The following is a 24,176-nucleotide window of genomic DNA, read 5'->3' as shown; positions in this document are numbered from 1 at the left end:
CCCGACGCCCGCCTCCGCGCCGATCAGACAGCGCTCACCGATCACGATGCGCTCCTTGCCGCCGCCGGAGAGCGTGCCCATGGTGGAGGCGCCGCCGCCGATGTCGGAGCCGTCGCCGATGACGACGCCCGCGGAGACGCGTCCCTCGATCATGGACGTGCCGAGGGTGCCCGCGTTGAAGTTGACGAAGCCCTCGTGCATCACGGTCGTGCCCTCGGCGAGATGCGCGCCGAGGCGTACACGGTCGGCGTCGGCGATCCGCACGCCCTTGGGCGCCACGTAGTCCGTCATGCGCGGGAACTTGTCGAGCGAGGTCACCTGGAGGTGCAGTCCCTCGGCGCGCGCGTTGAGCCGTACGGTCTCCAGCGCGTCGACGGCGACCGGACCGAGCGAGGTCCAGGCGACATTGGCGAGCAGCCCGAAGAGGCCGTCCAGGCTCTGGCCGTGCGGCCGGACCAGCCGGTGGCTGAGCAGATGCAGCCGCAGATACGCGTCATGGGCGTCCAGGGGCTTGTCGTCGAGCGAGGTGATGACCGTGCGGACGGCGACGACCTCGACCCCGCGGCGCGGGTCGGGCCCGACGGCCCTGGCCGCGCCCTCACCGAGCAGCTCCACGGCGCGCTCGGCGGTCAGCCGCTCGGTGCCGGCCGGTCCGGGCTCCGCGGCGAGCGCGGGAGCGGGAAACCAGGTGTCCAGGACGGTGCCGTCCTCGGTGAGGGTGGCGAGACCGGCGGCGACGGCGCCGGTGGTACGCGGGGAACTGGGCGAAGAGGTGTCGGTCATGCTCAGAACCTAACGTTCCCGACGGCGCGCGGGCGAACCGGTCTCAGGTGCCGGGCGCGTGCCCCGGCGCCGCGCCCCAGGCCGTACCCGCAGGTCAGCTCAGCCGGTTGTCGTCGGTGCGGGCCGCCGCGTGGTCGATGTCGTCCTCCGCGCGCGGCAGCGCGCGGTGTCCCTCGGAGTGATGGTTGACCCAGCCGCAGACACCGCAGCTGTAGCGGCCGTCGAGCCCGGCGATCAGAGTTCCGCACTGCCGGCACTCCGCATAGGTGATCTCGGGCCCCGGGGAGGGATGGCTCATCGCATCAACCTACCGCCGGCCTCACCAAAGCGACCGCCGACACCGGCTCAAAGCCCCGCTCAAGGAATCAGCCGCGCCATCATCTCGCACGTGTACTCCTCGTCGTACACCGCGTCCGTGAGCAGCACCTGGAGACAGATCCCGTCCAGCAGCGCGACCAGCGCCCGCGCGGTGACGGGATCGGTACGCCGGGACAGCACCTCGGCGACCGCGACGGACCACTCCGCCGCGACCGGGCGCAGCGCGGGCCGCCGCAGGGCGGCGAGATACAGCTCGTACTCCAGCTCCACTCCCGTGCGCTCCCCGGCCAGCCACTCCCCCGTGAACCGCGCCAGTTCGGCGGCGAGATCGCGGTCCGGATCCAGGAGGGCGCCGCTCTCCCGGAGGGCGGCGGCGAAGCTCTCGTTGGCCTGGCGCAGCGCGGCGATCAGCAGTTCGTCGAGTGAGGTGAAGTGGTACGTGGTGGAGCCGAGCGGCACATCGGCCTCGGCGGCGACCGTGCGATGGCTGAGCCCCGCGATTCCGGCGCGCCCGACCACCCGGATCGCCGCGTCGATGATGCGCCGGCGCCGTTCGGGATCGTAACGCCGGGGCATCAGTGGGCTCCTCCCAGGTTGAGCACGAGGACGCCCGCGATCACGAGGGCGATCCCCGCCAGTCTGGCCGCGTTCACGGACTCGTCCATGAAGACCATGCCGATGGCGGCGATGGCCGCCGTGCCCGCGCCGGACCAGATCGCGTAGGCGGTGCCCACGGACAGGGTCTTGAGCGTCTGCGCGAGCAGTGTGAAGGCGATCAGATACCCGACCACGGTGATCAGTGAGGGCCACAGCCGGGTGAAGCCCTCGCTGTACTTCATGGCCGTCGTACCGGCCACCTCCGCCGCTATCGCCGCGGCCAGCAGTCCATATCCCATGCGTACGAGTGTACGTATCGATACGTACACCTGTACGCAAATCATCTGACGAGCCCCTGCGCGCGGTCTCCACTGAGCCGCCCCGAACCGCCGAAGCCCCATGACCCGGTCCTTGGGCCATGGGGCTTGTGATGCGTCCGTCCGGCACGGAACCGGGCGGTCGGACGGTCAGACGTTGAAGCCCAGGGCGCGGAGCTGCTCGCGGCCGTCGTCGGTGATCTTGTCCGGGCCCCACGGCGGCATCCAGACCCAATTGATCTTGAGTTCGCTGACGATGCCGTCCGTCGCCGCCTTCGCCTGGTCCTCGATCACATCGGTCAGCGGACAGGCCGCCGACGTCAGGGTCATGTCCAGGGTGGCGATGTTGGAATCGTCGATGTGGATGCCGTAGATCAGGCCGAGGTTGACGACGTCGATGCCCAGCTCCGGGTCGACCACGTCGTACAGCGCCTCGCGGACCTCGTCCTCCGAGGCCGGCTTGATCGTCAGGGTCTCGTTCTCGCTCATGCCGTCTCCTTCGTCGCGCTGTCGCCCAGGGCCTGGGCCGTCGCGTCCTTCCACGCCATCCAGCTCAGCAGGGCGCACTTGACGCGGGCCGGGTACTTGGAGACGCCGGCGAACGCGATCGCGTCCTCCAGCAGCTCCTCCATCGCGTCGTCCGGCTCCAGCTGGCCCTTGGAGTGCATCAGCTCCAGGAAGGTGCCCTGGATCTTGTGCGCCTGGGCCAGTTCCTTGCCGACCAGCAGGTCGTTCAGCACGGATGCGCTGGCCTGGCTGATGGAGCAGCCCTGACCCTCGTACGAGACATCCGCGATCCGCGAACCTTCGTACCGCACACGCAGCGTGATCTCGTCACCGCAGGTCGGATTCACGTGGTGCACTTCGGCGTCGCCGTCCCGGAGACCGCGCCCGTGCGGGTGCTTGTAGTGGTCCAGGATGACGTCCTGGTACATCGAATCCAGCTTCACGGACAGCCTCTCAGTCCTCAGTCCTCATCCGAAGAAATGACGGACGTGCTCCAGGCCCTCGACCAGGGCGTCGACCTCGGCCGGAGTGGAGTACAGATAGAAAGACGCTCGTGTGGTCGCGGGAATTCCGTACCGCAGGCAGACCGGCCGGGCGCAGTGGTGGCCGACCCGGACGGCGATGCCCTGCTCGTCCAGGACCTGGCCCACATCGTGCGGATGGATGTCGCCGAGCGTGAAGGAGATCGTGGCGCCGCGGTCCTCGGCCGTCGCCGGACCGATGATCCGCAGCTCCGGGACCTCCAGCAGCCGCTTCACCGCGTATTCCGTGATCGCGTGCTCATGCGCGGCGATCCGCTCCATACCGATCGCGGAGAGGTAGTCCACGGCCGCGCCGAGGCCCACGGCCTGCGCGATCGGCGGCGTCCCGGCCTCGAACTTGTGCGGCGCGGGCGCGTAGGTGGACGAGTGCATCGACACGGTCTCGATCATCTCGCCGCCGCCGAGGAACGGAGGCAGGTCCTCCAGCAGCTCCTGACGGCCCCACAGCACACCGATCCCGGTCGGTCCGACCATCTTGTGACCGGTGAACGCCACGAAGTCGGCCTGGAGCGCCTGCACGTCCAGCACCTGGTGCGGAGCGGCCTGCGAGGCGTCGACGCAGACCAGCGCGCCGACCTCCTGGGCCCGGCGGACTATCGCCTCGACCGGGTTCTGGGTGCCCAGGATGTTGGAGACCAGCACGAAGGAGACGATCTTCGTCTTCTCGGTGATGATCCGGTCGATGTCCGAGAGATCGAGACGGCCGTCGTCGGTGATGCCGAACCACTTCAGCTTCGCGCCCGTACGCTGCGACAGAAGCTGCCACGGCACGATGTTGGAGTGGTGCTCCATCTCCGTGATGACGATCTCGGTGTCCTGGTCCACCCGGTAGGGCTCGTCCGCCCAGCCGAGCATGTTGGCCACGAGGTTCAGCGACTCCGACGCGTTCTTGGTGAAGATCACCTCGTCGCGGCTGGGAGCGTTGATGAAGGCGGCGACCTTGTCGCGCGCGCCCTCGTACAGCGCCGTGGCCTCCTCGGCGATGGTGTACACGCCGCGGTGGACATTGGCGTTGTGCCGCTCGTAGTACTCGTTGAGCGTGTCGAGCACCTGGCGCGGCTTCTGCGAGGTCGCCGCGGAGTCCAGGTACACGAGCTTCTTGCCGTCATGGATCACCCGGTCGAGGATCGGGAAATCCTTGCGGATCGCCTCGTCCAGCAGGCGGTCCGAAGCGGTGAGATCCGACGCTGTGAGAAGGCCCGGCAGTTCTGTCACGCGGTCACGCCACCCTTCACATATGCCTCGTAGCCCTCTTCCTCCAGCTTGTCGGCCAGTTCCGCGCCACCGGACTCGGCGATACGGCCCTGGGCGAAGACATGCACGAAGTCGGGCTTGATGTAGCGGAGAATCCGCGTGTAGTGCGTGATCAGCAGCGTGCCGACCTCGCCGGTCCCGCGGACGCGGTTGACGCCCTCCGAGACGACCCGCAGCGCGTCGACGTCGAGGCCGGAGTCGGTCTCGTCGAGGATCGCGATACTCGGCTTGAGCAGTTCGAGCTGAAGGATCTCGTGACGCTTCTTCTCACCGCCGGAGAAGCCCTCGTTCAGATTGCGCTCGGCGAAGGCCGGGTCCATCTGGAGACGCTCCATGGTCTCCCGGACCTCCTTCACCCAGGTGCGCAGCTTGGGGGCCTCGCCGCGTACGGCCGTGGCGGAGGTGCGCAGGAAGTTGGAGACGGAGACACCGGGGACCTCGACGGGGTACTGCATCGCGAGGAAGACACCGGCGCGGGCGCGCTCGTCGACGGTCATCGCGAGGACGTCCTCGCCGTCCAGTGTCACGGTGCCACCGGTGATCCGGTACTTCGGGTGGCCCGCGAGGGAGTACGCGAGGGTCGACTTGCCGGAGCCGTTGGGGCCCATGATGGCGTGCGTCTCGCCCTGCTTGACGGTCAGGTCGACGCCCTTGAGGATCTCGCGGGGGCCGGCCTCGGCCTCGACGGAGACGTGCAGGTCGTGGATTTCAAGCGTTGCCATGGGTGACTCAGGACTCCTGGGTGACGGAGACGAGCACATCGTCCCCTTCGATCTTTACGGGGTATACGGGGACGGGGCGCGTCGCGGGCAGACCGGACGGCTTACCGGTGCGCAGGTCGAAGCTGGAGCCGTGCAGCCAGCACTCGATCATGCAGTCCTCGACCTCGCCCTCCGAGAGCGACACATTCGCGTGCGAGCAGATGTCGTTGATCGCGAACACCTCGCCCCCGGTACGGACGACCGAGACGGGCGTGCCGTCGAGTTCCACCCGCTTCGGGGTGTCCTCCTCCAGCTCGTCCAGACCGCAGACACGGACGAAGGCCATCAGACTGACGCCTCCAGCTCCGCCTCGATCTTGGTCATCAGCCGCTCCTCGACGTCCGGCAGACCGATCTTCTGGACCAGCTCGGCGAAGAAGCCGCGGACCACCAGCCGGCGGGCCTCGGTCTCCGGGATACCGCGGGCCATCAGGTAGAAGAGCTGCTCGTCGTCGAAACGGCCGGTGGCCGAGGCATGGCCGGCGCCGACGATCTCACCGGTCTCGATCTCCAGATTCGGCACGGAGTCGACCCGCGCGCCGTCCGTGAGGACCAGGTTGCGGTTCATCTCGTAGGTGTCGGTGCCCACGGCCGAGGCCCGGATCAGTACGTCACCGATCCAGACGGCGTGTGCGCCGGCGCCCTGGAGCGCGCCCTTGTAGGCGGCGTTGGACTTGCAGTGCGGCGCGTCGTGGTCGACGAAGAGCCGGTGCTCCTGGTGCTGGCCGCGGTCGGTGAAGTAGAGGCCGAACAGCTCGGACTCACCGCCCGGCGCCGCGTACCGCACCTGGGGCGTGAGCCGTACGACATCGCCGCCGAAGGTGACCACCACGGACTTGAAGGAGGCGTCCCGGCCGACCAGCGCGTTGTGCTGGGCGACATGGACGGCCTTCTCGTCCCAGTCCTGGAGCGAGACGACGGTCAGCTTGGCGCCGTCGCCGATGAGATAGTCGACATTGGCCGCGAGGACGGCGTCGCCGGTGTGGTCGATGACGACGACCGCCTCGGCGAAGGCGCCCAGCTCGACGATCTGATGGCCGTAGGCGGTGCCGCCCTCGCCGTGGACGGCGATCCTGATCGGCTCGCTCAGCACGGTCTCCCTGGGCACCGAGACGACCGAGGCCTTCTCGAACGAGGAGAACGCCTGGGCGGCGACCCGGTCCACCGGTGTACCGGCCTTGCCGATCCGCGCGTCGTCACGGCCGACGGTCTCGACGACGACGCCGTCGGGCGCGGTCACCTCGACCGTGACGCCGTCCGCCGCGACGGCGGTGCCGTCGTGCAGCCCGCGCAGCCGCTCCAGCGGCGTGAACCGCCACTCCTCCTCACGGCCGTGCGGGACGGGGAAGTCCGCCACGTCGTAGGAGGGGGGCGCGCTCATGCGCGTGGCGACGGTCGACTCGGCGGCCACCGCGATCGAACCGGCGGTGGTGGAACCCGCCGGAATGTTCTGAGCCTCAGCCATGGCTGTCGTCGTGCTCTCTCTCTGCCTCTGCGTAAGGAACAACGGTCACCGGCCGGACTCCGCCGGCCTGGCGTGGATCAGCCGACGGAGCCTTCCATCTGGAGCTCGATCAGCCGGTTCAGCTCCAGCGCGTACTCCATCGGCAGTTCCTTGGCGATCGGCTCGACGAAGCCGCGCACGATCATCGCCATCGCCTCGAACTCGGAGAGACCGCGGCTCATCAGATAGAAGAGCTGGTCCTCGGAGACCTTGGAGACGGTCGCCTCGTGGCCCATGGACACGTCGTCCTCGCGGACGTCCACATACGGGTACGTGTCGGAGCGGGAGATGGTGTCCACCAGCAGCGCGTCACAGAGCACATTGGACTTGGAGCCCTCGGCGCCCTCGCCGATCTCGATCAGACCACGGTAGGACGTACGGCCGCCACCGCGCGCCACCGACTTGGAGACGATGTTGGACGAGGTGTTGGGGGCCATGTGGACCATCTTGGCGCCGGCGTCCTGGTGCTGGCCCTCGCCCGCGAAGGCGATGGACAGCGTCTCGCCCTTGGCGTGCTCGCCCATCAGATAGACGGCCGGGTACTTCATGGTCACCTTGGAGCCGATGTTGCCGTCGACCCACTCCATCGTCGCGCCCTCGTAGGCGACGGCGCGCTTGGTGACCAGGTTGTACACATTGTTCGACCAGTTCTGGATGGTCGTGTAGCGGCAGCGCCCGCCCTTCTTGACGATGATCTCGACCACGGCGCTGTGCAGCGAGTCCGAGGAGTAGATCGGGGCCGTACAGCCCTCGACGTAGTGGACGTAGGCGTCCTCGTCGACGATGATCAGCGTCCGCTCGAACTGGCCCATGTTCTCCGTGTTGATACGGAAGTAGGCCTGGAGCGGGATGTCGACGTGCACACCCTTCGGCACGTAGATGAACGATCCGCCGGACCACACGGCCGTGTTCAGCGAGGCGAACTTGTTGTCACCGACCGGGATGACCGTGCCGAAGTACTCCTGGAAGAGCTCCGGGTGCTCCTTGAGCGCGGTGTCGGTGTCCAGGAAGATGACGCCCTGCTCCTCCAGGTCCTCACGGATCTGGTGGTAGACGACCTCGGACTCGTACTGCGCGGCGACACCCGCGACGAGGCGCTGCTTCTCCGCCTCCGGGATACCGAGCTTGTCGTACGTGTTCTTGATGTCCTCGGGCAGTTCCTCCCAGGAAGCGGCCTGCTTCTCGGTGGACCGCACGAAGTACTTGATGTTGTCGAAGTCGATGCCCGACAGGTCCGAGCCCCAGCTCGGCATGGGCTTCTTGCCGAACAGGCGCAGGCCCTTGAGCCGCAGCTTCAGCATCCACTCCGGCTCGTTCTTCTTCTCCGAGATGTCGCGGACGACAGCCTCGGAGAGACCGCGCTTGGCCGCGGCGCCCGCGGCGTCGGAGTCGGCCCAGCCGAATTCGTACGTACCCAGTCCCTCGAGCTCGGGGTGGGCAGTCTCCGTGGGGAGCGTCATTCGGGGTTCCTCCCGGCTGTGCTTTCGGATGCGTGGTCGTCGGTCTCTTGGGTGGCGGTGGCGCGGGGGATGAACGTCGTGCAGACACCGTCACCATGGGCGATGGTGGCCAGCCGCTGCACATGGGTGCCGAGCAGCTGGGAGAAGGACTCCGTCTCCGCCTCGCAGAGCTGCGGGAACTGCTCGGCGACATGGGCGACCGGGCAGTGGTGCTGGCAGAGCTGCTCGCCCTGCCGGTTCGGCGCGCTACGCGCCGTAGCAGCGTACCCGTCGGCGCTCAGTGCCCTGGCGAGGGCCTCGGTGCGCTTGTCGGGCTCGGCCGCCTCGACGGCCGAGCGATAGGCCGCGGACTGGTCGGCGAGCCGGGCCCGGGCGAACGCCGCGACGGCCGCCTCGCCCCGCGCCCCGCCGCCCGCGGTCCGCGCGATCCAGCGCAGGGCGTCGGCGGCGAGCGCGTCGTAGGACTGGTCGAAGGCGTCCCGGCCGCAGTCGGTCAGGGCGAAGACCTTGGCCGGCCTGCCGCGCCCGCGCGAGCCGTAGACACGCTGGTCGCGCGGCTCCACGACGGCGTCGGCGGCCAGGGCGTCGAGATGACGGCGGACGGCGGCCTGGGTGAGCCCGAGGCGCCCCGCCAGCTCGGAGACCGTGGAGGGGCCGTGGTCCAGGATGGAGCGCGCGACGCGGTTACGAGTGGAGTGCTCACCGGTCGCGAGTTCCTCCTGGGAAGCCTCGCCGACGTATTTCACAACGCCATTGTTGCGTAATTCCGACGGCACTGACAACCACGGTCCGCAGCCGCCGACGGTGCGCTTTATCACTAAGGGTTACCTAACCAGCCGCGTCCGGCCGTGCGGGACAAGGGCCCGCGGGTGTGTGGACGGCCGGGCCCGGGACCTCACGGAAAGACGGATCCCGTTCCCGTTCCCGGGGCGGACACGGCGGCTTCCGGCCCCCGGGCGGCCCCTTTCGGCCCCGCGGACCGGGCCCCGGCCGACACTGCATACACTTCCCGCCATGCGCAGCAGCTTCCCGGGTGGCTCCCTGTCCGACCGCGGTCCCGCCGCGGTCCCGGTCCCCGGAGAGCCCGTCGTCGAGGTCCATGGCCTGGTCAAGCGGTACGGGGCCAGGACCGCGGTGAACGGTCTCGACCTGGTGGTACGCGCCGGTACGGTCACCGCCGTGCTCGGCCCCAACGGCGCGGGCAAGACCACCACCATCGAGATCTGCGAGGGTTACCGCCGGGCCGACGCCGGAACCGTACGCGTCCTCGGTCTCGATCCCGTCACCGAGGCGGCCCGGCTCCGCCCGCGCATCGGCGTGATGCTCCAGTCGGGCGGCGTGTACTCCGGCGCGCGCGCCGACGAGATGCTCCGCCACATGGCCCGGCTGCACGCGCGTCCGCTCGACGTGGACACGCTGATCGAACGGCTCGGCCTCGGGGACTGCGGCCGTACTCCCTACCGCCGGCTCTCCGGCGGCCAGCAGCAGCGGCTCGCGCTGGCCCTGGCCGTCGTCGGCCGCCCGGAGCTGGTCTTCCTGGACGAGCCGACCGCCGGGCTCGATCCGCAGGCCCGCCGCTCCGCCTGGGAGCTCGTCCGCGAGCTGCGCGCCGACGGCGTCACCGCGGTGCTGACCACGCACTTCATGGACGAGGCCGAGGAACTGGCCGACGATGTCGTGATCATCGACGCGGGCCGGGTGATCGCCCAGGGCAGCCCCGAGGAGCTGTGCCGGGGCGGCGCCGAGAACACCCTGCGCTTCACCGGGCGCCCCGGACTGGACCTCGGCTCACTGCTGAAGGCGCTGCCCGACGGCACCGCCGCCGCCGAGCTGACCTCGGGCGCGTACCGGATCAGCGGCTCGGTCGATCCGCAGCTTCTCGCCACGGTGGCCTCCTGGTGCGCGCAGCACGGTGTGATGCCGGACGGCATCTCCGTCGAGCGGCACACGCTGGAGGACGTCTTCCTCGAACTGACCGGCAAGGAGCTGCGTTCATGACCGCCGACACGACGAGCGGGGTGACGGCCGGTGGCGTCGTCGGCGCCGGCACGTACACCCCGGCGCCCGGCGCCGCTCCCGTGCTCCGCATGATCGCCGCGCAGACGGTGTTCGAGACGAGACTGCTGCTGCGCAACGGTGAACAGCTCCTGCTGACCGTGATCATCCCCTCGCTGCTGCTGGTGCTGTTCTCGACGGTCGACATCGTCGACACCGGCGCGGACCAGGCGGTGGACTTCCTCGCCCCCGGGGTGCTCGCCCTGGCCGTGATGTCCACGGCGTTCACCGGACAGGCCATCGCCACGGGCTTCGAGCGGCGGTACGGGGTGCTCAAGCGGCTCGCCGTGTCACCGCTGCCCCGGTGGGCCCTGATGACCGCGAAGACCCTCTCCGTGCTGGTCACCGAGGTGCTCCAGATCGCGCTGCTGACCCTGATGGCCCTCGCGCTCGGCTGGTCCCCGCACGGGAGCCCGCTCGCCGTCGCGCTGCTGCTCGTGCTCGGCACGGCGGCCTTCTCCGGGCTCGGTCTGCTGATGGCGGGCACGCTCCGGGCGGAGGCGACCCTGGCCGCGGCCAATCTGGTCTTCCTGCTGCTCCTGGTGGGCGGCGGGGTGGTCGTGCCGCTGGACAAGTTCCCGGACGCGGCCCGGTCGGTGCTCGGGCTGCTGCCGATATCGGCGCTCTCCGACGGACTGCGGGACGTCCTCCAGCAGGGCGCGGCGATGCCCTGGGGCGATCTCGGCGTGCTGGCCGGCTGGGCGGCGCTCGGCCTCGGCGCGGCGGCGTTCCTGTTCCGCTGGGAGTGACCGGCGCAGGGGGGTGACCGGCGCGTACGGACCCCTCGTGAAAACCTGCACAAGCTCCCGCCTACGATGGTTGCCGTGCTGACCCCCCTGGCCCATGTCGCCCAGCGCTGGACACCCGCCCCCCGGACGGTCCGGCGTGCCGCGCTCACCGCCGTCGTGATGAGCGTGGTGATCGTCGTCACCGGCGGCGCGGTCCGGCTGACCGGCTCCGGCCTCGGCTGCGACACCTGGCCCAAGTGCACGGACGACAGTCTGTTCGCCACGCCCGAGCAGGGCGTCCACGGCGCGATCGAGTTCGGCAACCGGATGCTGACCTACGTCCTGTGCGCGGCGGTCGGCTGGGCGATCGTCGCGGTGCGCTCGGCGAAGCCCCGGCGGCGCGGACTGACCCGGCTCGCCTGGTCCCAGTGCTGGATCGTCATGGGCAACGCCGTGCTCGGCGGTGTCACGGTGTGGATGGGTCTCAACCCCTGGACCGTGGCGGGCCACTTCCTGCTCGCCACCGCCCTGCTCACCGTCACCACGCTCACCTGGCTGCGCACCCGCGAGGGCGACGGCGCTGTCCGGCCGCGTGTCCCGCGTCCCGTACGCAGGCTGTCCTGGGCCCTGACCGGCGCGGCGGTGGTGCTGATCGCGGCGGGTACGACGGTGACCGGCTCCGGCCGGCACGCGGGCGACAGCAGCGATGTGCCCCGGATGCCCTTCGACTGGGTCGACGCCGCGCATGTGCACGCGCTGTTCGCCTGGCTCGTCTGCGCGCTCGCCGTGGCGATGTGGCTGGTGCTCCGGATCGTGGACGCGCCGGCCGACACCCGGGCGCGCGCCGGTGAACTGCTGCTGGTCCTGCTCGCCCAGGGCGCCATCGGCTATGTGCAGTTCTTCACGGACACTCCTGAGGTCCTGGTCGGCGCCCATATGCTCGGCTCCTGCCTGGTCTGGATCGCCGTGCTGCGGCTGGCGACGAGCCTGCGCGAACGCCCGCGGACGGCGGCGCGGATCCCGGCGCAGGCGGATCCGGCGCTCTCCTCGGTCACGGGCTAGGGTCCTCTTCTCCCGTCACGGCCGCGGGCCGGGCCCTCTCGCCCCGCGTCGACGTGCGGGAGTGACCGGCGGCCCTCAGTCGCCGAGGAGCCGGTAGAGACGGCGGGCGTTGCCGGCCGCGATCATTCCGGCGACGCGCCGGGCGTCCCCGGGCGCCCAGGCCCCGTCGGCCACCCAGCCGCCGAGCACCCGCTCCAGCGCCTCCCGGAACACCCGCGCCCCCACCACATGCAGCTCCGGCAGCCCGCGCGCGCCACTGGAGTACAGCAGCTTCCCGAACGGCGCGAGCTCCAGGATCTCGGCGAGCACGGCCGTGGCCCGCGCGCCCGTATACGCGAGAGCGGGTCCCAGATCCGCGTACACGTGCGGGAAGACCCCGGTGAGCTGAGCCGCGTGCCGGTGGTACGGATAGGCACCGAGCAGGACGAGATCGGTACCGAGCCCGGCCGTGGCCGCCGCGAAGCCGGTCAGCGGCAGCGGATCGGAGCGCCCGGCCGGCGGAAGGACTCCGGCGCTTCCCATGTGCAGCTGCAACGGAAGCCCGGAACCGACGGCGGTCCACAGCAGATGGCGGAGCAGGACGGGATCGGTGAGCGGCGCCCCGGCCAAACGCCCGGCCAGCCAGCGGTCGGCCGCGCCGCGCACCTCGCCGGGACCGGGCGGCTCGGGCGCCAGCGCGAGGCCGTGCCGGATCCCGGCGACAGAGCTGAAGGCCACGGCCGAGGCGGCGGCGGTGTGCACGGACTCCGCGAGAGCGGCGAGAAAGGCGCCGACGCCGCCCGCGGCATCGGCGACGCGCTCGGCGAGCGGTTCGAGCCGGACGATCTCACGGGCCTCGGCGGCCCCGGCGGCGGCGATCTCGTCGGGCCCGGTCAGATCGCCCGGCAGCCCGGTGTCCACCAGATAGGTGGCGATCCCGGTGGAGCGCAGCAGCCGTCTGCCCGCCTCCAGTACGCCCAGCTCCCGGCGGCGGGCCAGATAGCGGGCCGGCGGGCAGTGCGGTTCGAGGCCGAGCACGGGCGGGCACCAGCGGCGTACCGCGAATCCGGTCTGGGTGTCGAAGAAGGTGGTGCCCGCGGCGGGCGGCCCCGCCGTCCTGCCCAGCTGGGCCTCGAAGGTGCCGAGGCCCAGCTCTCCGCGGAGCACACCGTGGCAGTACTGGTCCACCAGGGACGCAGTTTCGATCATCGGGATTCCCGTCGTGGACCGTACTCCTACACGTCCTAACGGGTAAGTCGCGCTCGGGTGGCGCACGGGCCCCGGGCGACCGCCCGCCGCGCGGGCCGTCGGCGCCTCACCGTCGACGCCGTGGACCTGTCCGGGGAACGGGCCCTGTCAGCGGGTCCGTCACCGGCCGCCGAGCTGAATTCCGGCCATCCTCTTCCACTCGTACGGACCAGTGCGGACCTTGGCCGCGAGCTCTCCGTCGAAGGACTCGTGCAGCGTGAGCCCGGCCTTCTCGGCGGCGCCGCGCGCGACGGCGTAGGTGGGGGCGACGAGATCGCCCCAGCCGCCGTCCTCACCCACGAGCACGATGCGGGTGCCCGCCTGCCCGAGATGGGCGAGCCGGCCTTCCGCGCCGCCGTGCCGCCGCGCGAAGGCGGCGATCTGCCGGGCCAGCCGCGCGGCCCTGCGCTCCGCGCGCGCCGCCCGCCGGTCCGGGGCCCTGCTCTCGCCGCCCTCGGCGCTCGCGGCGCCCTGGCCGCTCTGCTCGCTCGGATCAACCTGCTGGGTCTCTGCCATGCACTCGATGCTACCCACGGGTAGATCAACGGGCGACGGGCGGGACGCGTGGCATCGGCCACGCGTCCCGCCCGTCGCGGGTTTTGGAGTCCTGGGGCCCGGCGGAGGGCTGCCCGGAGGACTACCGCAGGAAGGGGTCCACGGCCACCGCCACGAAGAGCAGCGACACATAGGTGATGGACCAGTGGAACAGCCGCATCTCCTTCAGCTTGCCGCCCGTCTCGCCGACCTTGGCGCGGGCGTGGAGTCCGTGCGCCTCCCACAGCCACCAGCCGCCCGCCGCCAGCGCCACCGCCGTGTAGAACCAGCCGGTGTAGCCGAGCGGCGTCAGCAGCAGCGAGACGGCGACCATCACCCAGCTGTAGAGGACGATCTGGCGGGCCACCACACGGTTGGTCGCGACGACCGGGAGCATCGGCACGCCCGCGCGCGCGTAGTCCGCCTTCACCTTCATCGACAGCGGCCAGTAGTGCGGCGGCGTCCAGAAGAAGATGACGAGGAAGAGGATGACCGCGGCCCAGGACATCGAGCCGGTGACGGCGGACCAGCCGATCAGCACCGGCATGCAGCCGGCGATGCCGCCCCAGACGATGTTCTGCGCGGTACGGCGCTTGAGGATCATCGTGTAGACGACGACGTAGAAGAGGAGCGCGCCCAGGGAGAGCGCCGCCGAGAGCCAGTTGACCAGGAAACCGAACCAGAGCGTCGAGCCCACGGTCAGGGTGAGGCCGAAGACCAGGCCCTCCCGGGGCGAGACCATGCCGGTCACCAGAGGACGCCGTGACGTGCGGTCCATGAGCGCGTCGATGTCACGGTCGATGTACATGTTCAGCGCGTTGGCGCCGCCCGCGGAGAGATACCCGCCGACACATGTGGTGACCACCAGCCACAGATCGGGCACACTCCCGGCGGCCAGGAACATCACCGGAACGGTGGTGATGAGCAGCAGCTCGATGATCCGCGGCTTGGTCAGCGCCACGAACGCCTTGACACGGGCCCCGAACGGCCGATGGCCCCCCGGACTCGGAGTCTGGACGACCCCAGCGGGTCGGGACTCGACGGCCGTCACGCACACCCCTGACAGAGAAATCCCAGCAAGCTCCGGGCATGCGGCCCCGGCGATGGCTTGCGCGTACCACGCCACTCTAGACGTTGCCCAGATGCCGATCTTCGCGGGGGTTGGGATGGCGTCCCAAGCGCCCGGAGGGCCGGAACGGCAGGCCCGGGAGCGTCCGTACGCCCTGCCGAAAGGCTGCCGAGAGGCGAAGTCCACGCCGCCGCCGCACCCTGGTTACGGAAGTCCATGCCGGCGCCGCCCCTCGGCTACTCGCGGGAAAGGTCGGACCGGGCTGCGAGGGTAGGCTCGGCAACGAACCGGTGCGCCCTCAGACACCGGGATTGGACATGTGGAGAGGAGCCCTGACTCAGGGTGAGCACCAAGCCGACCACCACAGACGTCGAGTGGACCGAACTGGACCGCCGGGCGGTCGATACCGCCCGCGTCCTGGCCATGGATTCCGTACAGAAGGTCGGCAACGGCCATCCAGGTACGGCCATGAGCCTGGCCCCTGCCGCCTATGTGCTCTTCCAGAAGCTCATGCGGCACGACCCCGCCGATGCCCAGTGGACCGGGCGCGACCGGTTCGTCCTCTCGGCGGGCCACTCCAGCCTGACCCTCTACATCCAGCTCTATCTGGCCGGTTACGGCCTGGAACTGAGCGATCTGGAGTCGTTCCGCACCTGGGGCTCGAAGACTCCGGGCCACCCGGAGTACGGCCACACCGTCGGTGTCGAGACCACCACGGGCCCGCTCGGCCAGGGTGTCGCGAACGCGGTGGGCATGGCGATGGCCGCCCGCTACGAGCGCGGTCTGTACGACCCGGACGCGCCGGCGGGCACCTCCCCGTTCGACCACACCATCTGGGCGATCGCCGGTGACGGCTGTCTCCAGGAGGGCATCTCCGCCGAGGCGTCGTCGCTGGCCGGCCACCAGAAGCTGGGCAATCTGGTGCTGCTCTGGGACGACAACCACATCTCGATCGAGGGCGACACGGAGACCGCCGTCTCCGAGGACACCCTCAAGCGGTACGAGGCCTACGGCTGGCACGTCCAGCGCGTCGAGCAGCTTTCCAACGGGGATCTCGACCCGGCCGCGCTCCACCGGGCGCTGAAGGCCGCGCAGGCCGAGACCGGGCGCCCCTCCTTCATCGCGGCCCGTTCGATCATCGCCTGGCCCGCTCCGCACGCGCAGAACACCGAGGCCGCGCACGGCTCGGCGCTCGGCGACGCGGAGGTCGCGGCGACCAAGAAGGTCCTCGGCTTCGACCCGGAGAAGTCCTTCGACGTCTCCGACGAGGTCCTCGCGCACACCCGTGAGGCCCTCGACCGCGGCCGTGAGGTCCGCGGTGAGTGGGAGAAGTCCTTCGCCGCCTGGCGCACCGCCAACCCGGAGCGCGCGGCGACGTTCGACCGCGTCAGGGCCGGTGAACTGCCCGCGGGCTGGGAGGAGAAGCTCCCCGCGTTCGAGGCCGGCAAGTCGGTCGCCACGCGCGCCGCGTCCGGCAAGGTGCTCCAGGCGCTCGGCGCGGTCATCCCCGAGCTGTGGGGCGGCTCCGCCGACCTGGCGGGCTCGAACAACACCACCATCGACAAGACGTCGTCGTTCCTCCCGGTGGGCAACCCCCTCCCGGAAGCGGACCCCTACGGCCGCACGGTGCACTACGGCATCCGCGAGCACGCCATGGGCTCGACGATGAACGGCATCGCGCTGCACGGCAACACCCGTATCTACGGCGGCACTTTCCTGGTGTTCTCCGACTACATGCGCCCGGCCGTGCGGCTGGCCGCGCTGATGCGGGTGCCCGTCACCTATGTCTGGACGCACGACTCGATCGGTCTGGGCGAGGACGGTCCGACCCACCAGCCGGTCGAGCACCTCGCCGCGCTGCGCGCCATCCCCGGGCTGAACATCGTCCGCCCGGCCGACGCCAACGAGACCGCCGTCGCCTGGCGCGAGATCCTCAGGCGCCACGACAAGGGCGCTCCGCACGGTCTGGCGCTCACCCGCCAGGGCGTGCCGACGTACGAGCCCAACGACGAGGCGGCCAAGGGCGGTTACGTGCTGTTCGACGCCGAGGGCGGCGCTCCCCGGGTCGTACTGATCGCCACGGGCTCCGAGGTGCAGCTCGCCGTGGCGGCGCGTGAGCAGCTCCAGGCCGACGGCGTCCCGACGCGAGTTGTCTCAATGCCTTCGGTCGAGTGGTTCGACGAGCAGGACCAGGCGTACAAGGACAGTGTTCTGCCGCCTTCCGTGACGGCGCGGGTGGCGGTGGAGGCCGGCATCGGACTGACCTGGTACCGGTTCGTGGGTCAGGCCGGCCGTGTCGTGTCGCTGGAGCACTTCGGAGCTTCGGCCGACGGCAAGGTCCTCTTCCGCGAGTTCGGCTTCACCGCGGAGGCGGTTGCCGCCGCGGCCCGGGAATCTCTGACGGATTCGGCGCGCTGACACCCGTATACGAACAGTAGGAGATGCAACTCTTATGACAGACGCACTCAAGCGCCTCTCCGACGAAGGCGTCGCGATCTGGCTCGACGACCTGTCGCGCACGCGCATCACATCCGGCAATCTCGCCGAACTGATCGACCAGCAGCATGTGGTGGGTGTGACCACGAACCCGTCGATCTTCCAGAAGGCGATCTCCCAGGGCAGCGGCTACGACGCCCAGCTCGCCGATCTCGCGGTCCGCAAGGTCACCGTCGAGGAGGCCGTCCGCATGATCACCACGGCGGACGTCCGTGACGCCGCCGACATCCTGCGTCCGGTCTTCGACGCGACGCAGGGCCAGGACGGCCGGGTCTCCATCGAGGTCGACCCGCGCCTGGCACACCGGACCGAGGCGACGATCGCCGAGGCCAGGCAGCTCGCCTGGCTGGTGGACCGTCCCAACACCCTGATCAAGATCCCGGCGACCAAGGCCGGTCTCCCGGCCATCACCGAGACCATCGCCCGGGGCATCAGCGTCAATGTCACGCTGATCTTCTCGCTGGAGCGTTACCGCGAGGTCATGGACGCCTACATCTCGGGTCTGGAGAAGGCCAAGGCGGCCGGCCTCGATCTCTCCACGATCCACTCGGTGGCGTCCTTCTTCGTCTCCCGCGTGGACACGGAGATCGACAAGCGGCTCGACGCGCTGGGCACGCCCGAGGCCAAGGAGGCCCGCGGCAAGGCGGCCCTGGCCAACGCGCGGCTGGCGTACGAGGCCTACGAGGAGGTCTTCTCGTCCGACCGCTGGGCGGCCCTGGACCGGGCGCAGGCCAACAGGCAGCGTCCGCTCTGGGCCTCTACCGGTGTGAAGGACCCGGCGTACAAGGACACGCTGTACGTCGACGAGCTGGTGGCGCCCAACACGGTGAACACCATGCCGGAGGCGACCCTGGACGCCACGGCCGACCACGGTTCGATCACCGGTGACACGGTGCGCGGTACCTACGACCAGGCGCGCGCGGATCTGGCGGCCGTCGCCGCCCTGGGCATCTCGTACGACGACGTCGTCCAGCAGCTGGAGGACGAGGGCGTCGAGAAGTTCGCGGTGTCCTGGAACGACCTGCTCGAGTCGACCGAGGCGGAGCTGAAGCGCCTCGCCCCTTCGGAGGGCTGATCCCCTTGACCGCAACCCACGGAGCGAATCCGCTCCGTGACGCCGCGGACCGACGGCTCCCGCGTATCGCGGGGCCGTCGGGCCTGGTCATCTTCGGTGTCACGGGGGATTTGTCCCGCAAGAAGCTGATGCCCGCGATCTACGACCTGGCCAACCGCGGTCTGCTCCCGCCGGGCTTCTCGCTGGTCGGTTTCGCGCGCCGCGAGTGGCAGGACGAGGACTTCGCGCAGGAGGTCCACGACGCCGTCAAGGAGCACGCGCGTACGCCGTTCCGTGAGGAGGTCTGGCAGCAGCTCATCCAGGGGATGCGCTTCGTCCAGGGCGACTTCGGCGACGACGACGCGTTCGAGAATCTGCGGGCGACGATCGCGGACCTCGACAAGACGCAGGGCACCGGCGGCAACTTCGCGTTCTACCTCTCCGTACCGCCGAAGTTCTTCCCCCAGGTCGTCCAGCAGCTCAAGAAGCACGGGCTGGCGGACCAGAAGGAGGGCTCCTGGCGGCGGGCGGTCATCGAGAAGCCGTTCGGCCACGACCTGACCTCGGCGAAGCAGCTCAACAAGGTCGTCCACGAGGTCTTCCCGTCCAACGAGGTCTTCCGGATCGACCACTACCTGGGCAAGGAGACCGTCCAGAACATTCTGGCGCTGCGCTTCGCCAACACCCTCTTCGAGCCGATCTGGAACCGGTCGTACGTCGACCATGTCCAGATCACCATGGCCGAGGACATCGGTATCGGTGGCCGGGCCGGCTACTACGACGGCATCGGCGCCGCCCGCGACGTCATCCAGAACCATCTCCTCCAGCTCCTCGCGCTGACCGCCATGGAGGAGCCCGCCTCCTTCGACGCGGACGCGCTGGTCGCGGAGAAGACCAAGGTGCTGGGCGCGGTGCGGCTGCCCAAGGACCTGGGCGCGGACACCGTGCGCGGGCAGTACGCCGCGGGCTGGCAGGGCGGCCAGAAGGCCGTGGGCTATCTCGAAGAGGACGGGATCGACAGCAGGTCGAAGACCGACACCTACGCCGCGGTGAAGCTGCAGATCGACAATCGCCGCTGGGCGGGCGTGCCGTTCTACCTCCGCACCGGAAAGCGGCTCGGCCGCCGGGTCACCGAGATCGCGCTGGTCTTCCAGCGCGCTCCGCACTCTCCGTTCGACCACACCTCCACGGAGGAGCTCGGGCAGAACGCCCTGGTCATCCGGGTGCAGCCGGACGAGGGCGTGACGATGCGGTTCGGCTCCAAGGTGCCGGGCACCTCGATGGAGGTCCGGGACGTCTCGATGGACTTCGCGTACGGCGAGTCCTTCACGGAGTCCAGCCCCGAGGCGTACGAGCGGCTCATCCTCGATGTGCTGCTCGGCGACTCGAACCTCTTCCCGCGTGTGGAGGAGGTCGAGCTGTCCTGGAAGATCCTCGACCCGATCGAGGAGTACTGGGAGAAGCACGGCAGGCCCGCGCAGTACGAGTCCGGGACCTGGGGTCCGGTCGAGGCGGACGACATGCTCGCACGAGACGGACGGAGCTGGCGCCGGCCATGAAGATCGACCTTACGGACACCACGTCCAGCAAGATCAACAAGGCGTTGGTGCAGGGACGCAGGGCGATCGGCACACCCGCCGTCGGCATGGTCCTCACCCTGGTCATCGTCACCGACGAGGAGAACCAGTACGACGCGCTCAAGGCCGCCGACGAGGCGTCCCGTGAGCATCCTTCGCGCAAGCTGGTCGTCGTCAAGCGGGTCTCGCGCTCGGCGCGCGAGCGGTCCAAGGCGCGGCTGGACGCGGAGGTACGGGTCGGCGCGGACGCGGGCACCGGCGAGACCGTCGTCCTGCGGCTGTACGGCGAGGTCATCGACCACGCCCAGTCGGTGGTGCTGCCGCTGCTTCTTCCCGACGCCCCGGTGGTCGTGTGGTGGCCGGTGAACGCGCCGGCCAACCCGGCCAAGGACGCGCTGGGCAAGCTGGCGCAGCGCCGGGTGACGGACACCCACGCGGCGGAGAACCCGACCGAGGAGCTGACGGTACGCGCCGACGCGTACACGCCGGGCGACACCGATCTGGCCTGGACGCGGATCACGCCGTGGCGCTCGATGCTGGCCGCCGCGCTCGACCAGGTGGACTGCGCGGTCACCTCGGTGGAGGTGGAGGGCGAGCAGCACAATCCGAGCTCCGAGCTGCTGGCCATGTGGCTGGCCGACCGGCTGCACGTGCCGGTGCGGCGCTCCGTCTCCTCGGGTCCGGGGCTCACGGCCGTACGGCTGGAGACGAGCTGCGGTCCGATCAGCCTGCACCGGGCGGACGGCTCGCTGGCGACGCTCTCCATCGAGGGCCAGCCGGACCGCGCGGTGGCGCTGAAGCGGCGGGACACCTCCGAGCTGATCGCGGAGGAGCTGCGCCGGCTGGATCCGGACGACATCTACGCGTCGGCCCTCCGGTTCGGTGTGGCGCGGCTCGTGGGTGCGGCGGGCACGTCGTCCGCCGGAGCCTCCAACGGTTCCGGCGCGTCCGACCCGGCGGCGGCCGGCCCGGCGAAGAAGGCTCCGGCCAAGAAGGCGGCGTCCAAGTGAGTGCCCCGCAGGTGGTCGTCCACCGGGACAAGGAGCTGATGGCCCAGGCCGCGGCTGCCCGGCTGATCACCAAGGTCGTGGACGCCCAGGCCGCCCGGGGCTCCGCCTCGGTGGTGCTGACGGGCGGACGCAACGGCAACGGGCTGCTGGCCGCGCTGTCGGCGGCGCCCGCCCGGGACGCGATCGACTGGACGCGGCTGGATCTGTGGTGGGGGGACGAGCGCTTCCTGCCGGAGGGCGACCCGGAACGGAACATCACCCAGGCACGGGAGGCACTGCTCGACTCGGTGCCGCTGGACCCGTCACGGGTGCACGCGATGCTGGCCTCGGACGGTCCGTACGGCAGCGACGTGGAGGCCGCCGCGGCGGCGTACGCCACGGAGCTCGCCGCGGCCTCCCGGCCGGAGGACCATGGTCCGGTGCCGACGTTCGACGTGCTGATGCTGGGCGTCGGACCCGACACCCATGTCGCCTCGCTCTTCCCGGAGCTGCCCGGCGTACGGGAGACCGAGCGCACGGTGGTCGCCGTGCACGGCGCTCCCAAGCCGCCGCCGACCCGTATCTCGCTCACACTGCCCGCGATCCGCGCGGCCCATGAGGTCTGGCTGCTCGCGGCGGGCGAGGACAAGGCGAAGGCGGCGGAGATCGCCCTGTCGGGCGCGGGAGAGATCCAGGCTCCCGCGGCGGGCGCGTACGGCAGGAGCCGCACCCTGTGGCTGCTGGACGCGGCGGCGGCCTCGGGGCTGCCGCGCGGCCTCTATCCGCCGGCCTCGGCCTGACGGCCGGTCAGTTCGGTTCCACGAAGGCCCGGTTCGCCTTGTCCAGGCGAACCGGGCCTTCGCACGTCCCGTCAGGGAGCCGTCGGAGAGCCGTACGGGAGGCCGTCCGGGAATCAGAGGATGATCTGCTCGGCGGTCGCCTCCAGATTCGCGATCGCGGTACGGGCCGCGCCCACGAAGCGGTCGAAGACCGCGTTGGTGGAGCCGGGACGTCCCGCCCGGGTGAAGGTGCCGAACATGCTCTCGCGCAGTTCGGTGGTGATCTCCAGCTGGCCCCCCATGCCCAGGAGCGTCCGGTTGGCGATGTTCTGGGGCTGCACTCCGGCGAGGTCCGGCAGGGTCGAGCCGTCGATCGTCTGGAATCCGGCCGCGCCGAACGCCGAGTGCAGCAGCTGCTTGAAGCGGTCGTTGCGACCGCCCACCACGACGGCCTCGGGACGGCTCGCGGGCGCGCTGGTCTGGTCGGCCCGGCAGCCGTGGATGCTCAGGACGTTGAGGCTGCCGGCCGCCAGGGAGAGCGCGACCGTGTCGTCGCAGTGCGAGGCGGTGACATGCATCGTCCCGTTGCCGGTGGACAGGAGCCCTTCGAACATCCAGTAGTCGTAGACCGGACCGCCCGCCGGGGTGACCGCGAAGGTGGCCGGGTGGTAGCCGGCTGTGCCGAGGCACAGCTCCGAGGTCCCGGGCTCGATGCCGCCGCCGTGCAGCGCCATGACGGCGGTACGCGGGTAGCGGTGGACCGTGCCGAGGCTGTTGTCGAGGGCCTCGTGCCGCTTGTAGCGGCGGGCGAAGTCCAGACCCTCCCTGCCCGCGAGCCGGGTGTAGAGGTCCGTGTTGGACAGGTAGTCATCGGCCGCGTACGCCGGTGAGGCGCCGGCTCCGGTCAGCAGGGGCCCGCTCACGGCGGCGGTGGCCAGGGCGGCGAGGACCGTGCGGCGGCTGGTGTGTGTCATGCCTCCATGATCCGGATCTTCCGCTCCGCGGGCGAGGCATTTGCCGGGCCGCCGCCTCCCCGGCCGGGTCGGAGAGATCACTCCCTGAAAAGATCACTCCCTGATCAGAAAGGTCTCCAGCAGACCGGGAACGGCCTGAGCAGCGAAGGCCAGGCCCTCGCCCTCGGCCGCGTCGTACACGTGGTACGCGCCGCCTCCGGCGGCCGTGGTCGCCGTCAGTGTCAGCAGGCCCGCACGGCGCTGGAAGTAGGACTGCCGTACCGTCCAGCCGATCACCCCGCCGCGCTGGAGGGCAGCCGTCGTACGGCGCAGGGTGCCCGAGCGGGTCACCAGATAGCCGCCGCCGAGCCCGTGGCCCAGACCGCGGTACGCGTCGAGCGCGAGCAGCACGGCGACCGGCAGCACCACCACGGCGCACGCCGCCGCCACGGCCAGCAGCACCTCGGTCAGCAGCAGACCGAGGACCGTGAGGAGCAGCAGCGGCGCCAGCGCGGCGGACAGGGCCCGGCGCAGCCGGCGCGCCCGGGCCGCGCGCGGGTGCGCAAGCAGCCGGACGGTCCGCGTCGGGGACGCGGGCTCCCGCAGTATCCGCGCCGCCACCTCGTCCGCCACCGCGCGCGGCGCGGGCGGCAGCAGGCTCTTCTGGTCGGCCTGCTCGTCGTCCTCGTCCTGCGCGAGGCCCGTGGCGATGGCGTCCAGCCTGGCCGCGCCGGCCAGCCGGACACCGAGCGGTTCGACCAGCTCCACCCCGCGCAGCCGCCGGCCCTCGATGGAGACCGAGCGGGAGGTGAACAGCCCGCGCCGGACCCGCAGGGTGCCCCCGGGCTCCCGTTCCAGCCGGTAGTTCCACCACATCTCGACCCAGAGGGCGAGTGCGCCCACGACACCGGCGATCCCGGCCGCCGCCATCAGCCCCACCAGCAGCACGATCCCCCAGAGGGGGGAGAGGTCCCGCACCCGGTCGCCCGCCCAGTCGACTACCCTGCCCTGCACACCGAGCCACTCGCTGAGCTGGAAGAGCCCGCCGACGCCCGCGCCCGCCAGCGCCAGGCTGAGGAAGGAGAGCGGGGCGAAGCGGATCCAGCCGGGATCGAGCACCGCCAGCATCCCGTCGCCGGCGCCGCCGGCCGTCCCGTCCGCCTCGGCGGCCCTCCCGAGCAGTTCCGTGCGGAGCCGCTCGCCCTCGGCCCTGGTGACCGGGTCGAGCTCCAGCGTGGACTCGCCGGCGGTCTGCTCACCGGTCCCCATCCGGACCTTCACCAGCCCGAGCAGCCGGAGCAGCGGATTGGCCGTGAGATCGACCGTACGTATCCGCTCGCGCGCCAGCGAACGCCGCTTGACCAGGAAGAGACCCGTGTGCAGCTCGGCACGCTCGGGCCCGATGCGGTAGCGGGTACGGCGCCAGCGGACATGGTCACCGGCCGCGGCCAGGACGATCAGCAGTACGGCGCCCGCCCCCACCCGGACGAGCGCCTCGCCGATCGGGCGGTTGCCCGACAGACCTATGACGGCGGGCACACCGGCGCACCCTGCTGGTCACCGTCGCGGTCATGACGGGCTTCGTCGTGGGCGCCGTCGTGCCCGCCGTCA

General features: G+C 70.6%; 24 protein-coding genes and 1 pseudogene. 8 read left to right on the top strand and 17 right to left on the bottom strand.

Going from position 1 to position 24,176, the window contains the following annotated elements; all coding sequences use genetic code 11:
- From BFF77_RS17170 to BFF77_RS17115, 12 genes are all read right to left on the bottom strand, one after another.
- Window positions 1–783: 2,3,4,5-tetrahydropyridine-2,6-dicarboxylate N-succinyltransferase (locus BFF77_RS17170; protein WP_066950249.1), on the bottom strand; the 783-nt coding region annotated here is incomplete at its 3' end.
- A gap of 94 nt (window positions 784–877) precedes the next feature.
- A complete protein-coding gene (locus BFF77_RS17165; protein WP_066950245.1) occupies window positions 878–1,081 on the bottom strand; it encodes a hypothetical protein in 204 nt (67 codons plus the stop codon).
- Between the two features lie 59 nt (window positions 1,082–1,140).
- Window positions 1,141–1,677, bottom strand: coding sequence for a TetR/AcrR family transcriptional regulator (locus tag BFF77_RS17160; RefSeq protein ID WP_066950242.1), 537 nt, complete (start codon window positions 1,675–1,677; stop codon window positions 1,141–1,143).
- On the bottom strand, window positions 1,677–1,997 hold the full coding sequence (locus BFF77_RS17155; protein WP_066950239.1) for a DMT family transporter: 321 nt from the start codon (window positions 1,995–1,997) through the stop codon (window positions 1,677–1,679). The genes BFF77_RS17160 and BFF77_RS17155 overlap by 1 nt, the downstream gene beginning before the upstream one ends.
- 168 nt (window positions 1,998–2,165) lie before the next feature.
- A complete protein-coding gene (locus BFF77_RS17150; protein ID WP_030353687.1) occupies window positions 2,166–2,504 on the bottom strand; it encodes a metal-sulfur cluster assembly factor in 339 nt (112 codons plus the stop codon).
- Window positions 2,501–2,965 (bottom strand): Fe-S cluster assembly sulfur transfer protein SufU, encoded by a 465-nt coding sequence (gene sufU, locus BFF77_RS17145; protein WP_066950236.1) that lies wholly within the window; start codon window positions 2,963–2,965, stop codon window positions 2,501–2,503. The genes BFF77_RS17150 and sufU overlap by 4 nt, the downstream gene beginning before the upstream one ends.
- A gap of 24 nt (window positions 2,966–2,989) precedes the next feature.
- Window positions 2,990–4,279, bottom strand: coding sequence for a cysteine desulfurase (locus tag BFF77_RS17140; protein ID WP_425424381.1), 1,290 nt, complete (start codon window positions 4,277–4,279; stop codon window positions 2,990–2,992).
- Complete coding sequence (gene sufC, locus BFF77_RS17135) at window positions 4,276–5,040, bottom strand: Fe-S cluster assembly ATPase SufC (RefSeq protein WP_066950233.1); 765 nt, start codon at window positions 5,038–5,040, stop codon at window positions 4,276–4,278. Before sufC ends, BFF77_RS17140 begins: the two co-directional genes overlap by 4 nt.
- A gap of 7 nt (window positions 5,041–5,047) precedes the next feature.
- Window positions 5,048–5,365 carry a bifunctional 3-phenylpropionate/cinnamic acid dioxygenase ferredoxin subunit gene (locus tag BFF77_RS17130; protein ID WP_066950228.1) on the bottom strand — a complete coding sequence of 106 codons (318 nt, stop codon included), beginning with the start codon at window positions 5,363–5,365 and terminating at the stop codon, window positions 5,048–5,050.
- Complete coding sequence (gene sufD, locus BFF77_RS17125) at window positions 5,365–6,543, bottom strand: Fe-S cluster assembly protein SufD (RefSeq protein WP_066950225.1); 1,179 nt, start codon at window positions 6,541–6,543, stop codon at window positions 5,365–5,367. Before sufD ends, BFF77_RS17130 begins: the two co-directional genes overlap by 1 nt.
- 77 nt (window positions 6,544–6,620) lie before the next feature.
- Window positions 6,621–8,042 (bottom strand): Fe-S cluster assembly protein SufB, encoded by a 1,422-nt coding sequence (sufB, locus tag BFF77_RS17120; RefSeq protein ID WP_066950221.1) that lies wholly within the window; start codon window positions 8,040–8,042, stop codon window positions 6,621–6,623.
- Window positions 8,039–8,788 carry a helix-turn-helix transcriptional regulator gene (locus BFF77_RS17115; RefSeq protein ID WP_066950218.1) on the bottom strand — a complete coding sequence of 250 codons (750 nt, stop codon included), beginning with the start codon at window positions 8,786–8,788 and terminating at the stop codon, window positions 8,039–8,041. Before BFF77_RS17115 ends, sufB begins: the two co-directional genes overlap by 4 nt.
- 268 nt (window positions 8,789–9,056) lie before the next feature.
- Here BFF77_RS17115 and BFF77_RS17110 point away from each other — a divergent pair, with 268 nt between their 5' ends.
- The 3 genes from BFF77_RS17110 (at window position 9,057) to BFF77_RS17100 (ending at window position 11,887) form a co-directional block, all read left to right on the top strand.
- Complete coding sequence (locus BFF77_RS17110; RefSeq protein ID WP_079125231.1) at window positions 9,057–10,040, top strand: ABC transporter ATP-binding protein; 984 nt, start codon at window positions 9,057–9,059, stop codon at window positions 10,038–10,040.
- Window positions 10,037–10,846, top strand: coding sequence for an ABC transporter permease (locus tag BFF77_RS17105; protein WP_066950215.1), 810 nt, complete (start codon window positions 10,037–10,039; stop codon window positions 10,844–10,846). The genes BFF77_RS17110 and BFF77_RS17105 overlap by 4 nt, the downstream gene beginning before the upstream one ends.
- 66 nt (window positions 10,847–10,912) lie before the next feature.
- A complete protein-coding gene (locus BFF77_RS17100; RefSeq protein ID WP_066950212.1) occupies window positions 10,913–11,887 on the top strand; it encodes a COX15/CtaA family protein in 975 nt (324 codons plus the stop codon).
- Window positions 11,888–11,962: 75 nt separating this feature from the next.
- On the opposite strand, the gene BFF77_RS17095 is transcribed toward BFF77_RS17100, so the two are convergent.
- The 3 genes from BFF77_RS17095 to BFF77_RS17085 all read right to left on the bottom strand — a co-directional run bounded on the left by BFF77_RS17095 (window position 11,963) and on the right by BFF77_RS17085 (window position 14,699).
- Window positions 11,963–13,075: an amidohydrolase family protein gene (locus BFF77_RS17095; RefSeq protein WP_066950209.1), complete on the bottom strand. Its 1,113-nt coding sequence runs from the start codon at window positions 13,073–13,075 to the stop codon at window positions 11,963–11,965.
- Between the two features lie 159 nt (window positions 13,076–13,234).
- On the bottom strand, window positions 13,235–13,630 hold the full coding sequence (locus BFF77_RS17090; protein WP_079125230.1) for a hypothetical protein: 396 nt from the start codon (window positions 13,628–13,630) through the stop codon (window positions 13,235–13,237).
- 121 nt (window positions 13,631–13,751) lie between these two features.
- Window positions 13,752–14,699: a heme o synthase gene (locus BFF77_RS17085; RefSeq protein ID WP_066950252.1), complete on the bottom strand. Its 948-nt coding sequence runs from the start codon at window positions 14,697–14,699 to the stop codon at window positions 13,752–13,754.
- 360 nt (window positions 14,700–15,059) lie between these two features.
- Between BFF77_RS17085 and tkt the strand changes: the two genes are divergently transcribed.
- From tkt to pgl, 5 genes are read left to right on the top strand one after another with little or no spacing between them, the layout of a single operon-like run.
- Complete coding sequence (tkt, locus tag BFF77_RS17080) at window positions 15,060–17,135, top strand: transketolase (RefSeq protein WP_066950206.1); 2,076 nt, start codon at window positions 15,060–15,062, stop codon at window positions 17,133–17,135.
- Between the two features lie 34 nt (window positions 17,136–17,169).
- On the top strand, window positions 17,170–18,288 hold the full coding sequence (gene tal / locus BFF77_RS17075; RefSeq protein ID WP_066950204.1) for a transaldolase: 1,119 nt from the start codon (window positions 17,170–17,172) through the stop codon (window positions 18,286–18,288).
- Window positions 18,289–18,293: 5 nt separating this feature from the next.
- Window positions 18,294–19,826 carry a glucose-6-phosphate dehydrogenase gene (zwf, locus tag BFF77_RS17070; protein WP_066950201.1) on the top strand — a complete coding sequence of 511 codons (1,533 nt, stop codon included), beginning with the start codon at window positions 18,294–18,296 and terminating at the stop codon, window positions 19,824–19,826.
- Window positions 19,823–20,854, top strand: a complete 1,032-nt coding sequence (gene opcA, locus BFF77_RS17065) for a glucose-6-phosphate dehydrogenase assembly protein OpcA (RefSeq protein ID WP_066950198.1) — start codon at window positions 19,823–19,825, stop codon at window positions 20,852–20,854. Before zwf ends, opcA begins: the two co-directional genes overlap by 4 nt.
- The gene (gene pgl / locus BFF77_RS17060) at window positions 20,851–21,633 is read left to right on the top strand and encodes a 6-phosphogluconolactonase (protein WP_066950196.1); all 783 of its coding nucleotides are present in this window, start codon (window positions 20,851–20,853) and stop codon (window positions 21,631–21,633) included. Before opcA ends, pgl begins: the two co-directional genes overlap by 4 nt.
- 113 nt (window positions 21,634–21,746) lie before the next feature.
- Here pgl and BFF77_RS17055 read toward each other — a convergent pair whose 3' ends face one another.
- Both BFF77_RS17055 and BFF77_RS17050 read right to left on the bottom strand, forming a co-directional pair.
- Window positions 21,747–22,586, bottom strand: a complete 840-nt coding sequence (locus BFF77_RS17055; RefSeq protein WP_066950192.1) for a poly-gamma-glutamate hydrolase family protein — start codon at window positions 22,584–22,586, stop codon at window positions 21,747–21,749.
- A 93-nt stretch (window positions 22,587–22,679) separates the two neighbouring features.
- Window positions 22,680–24,110 (bottom strand): annotated as a pseudogene (locus tag BFF77_RS17050) (PH domain-containing protein); the annotation flags it as partial.
- Between the last annotated feature and the right edge of the window lie 66 nt (window positions 24,111–24,176).

It is taken from the genome of Streptomyces lushanensis (assembly GCF_001700515.1).
Classification (GTDB): Bacteria; Actinomycetota; Actinomycetes; order Streptomycetales; family Streptomycetaceae; genus Streptomyces; species Streptomyces lushanensis.
The sequence above is the reverse complement of the archived record's forward strand: the minus strand, read 5'-3'. Positions and strand labels throughout refer to the sequence as shown.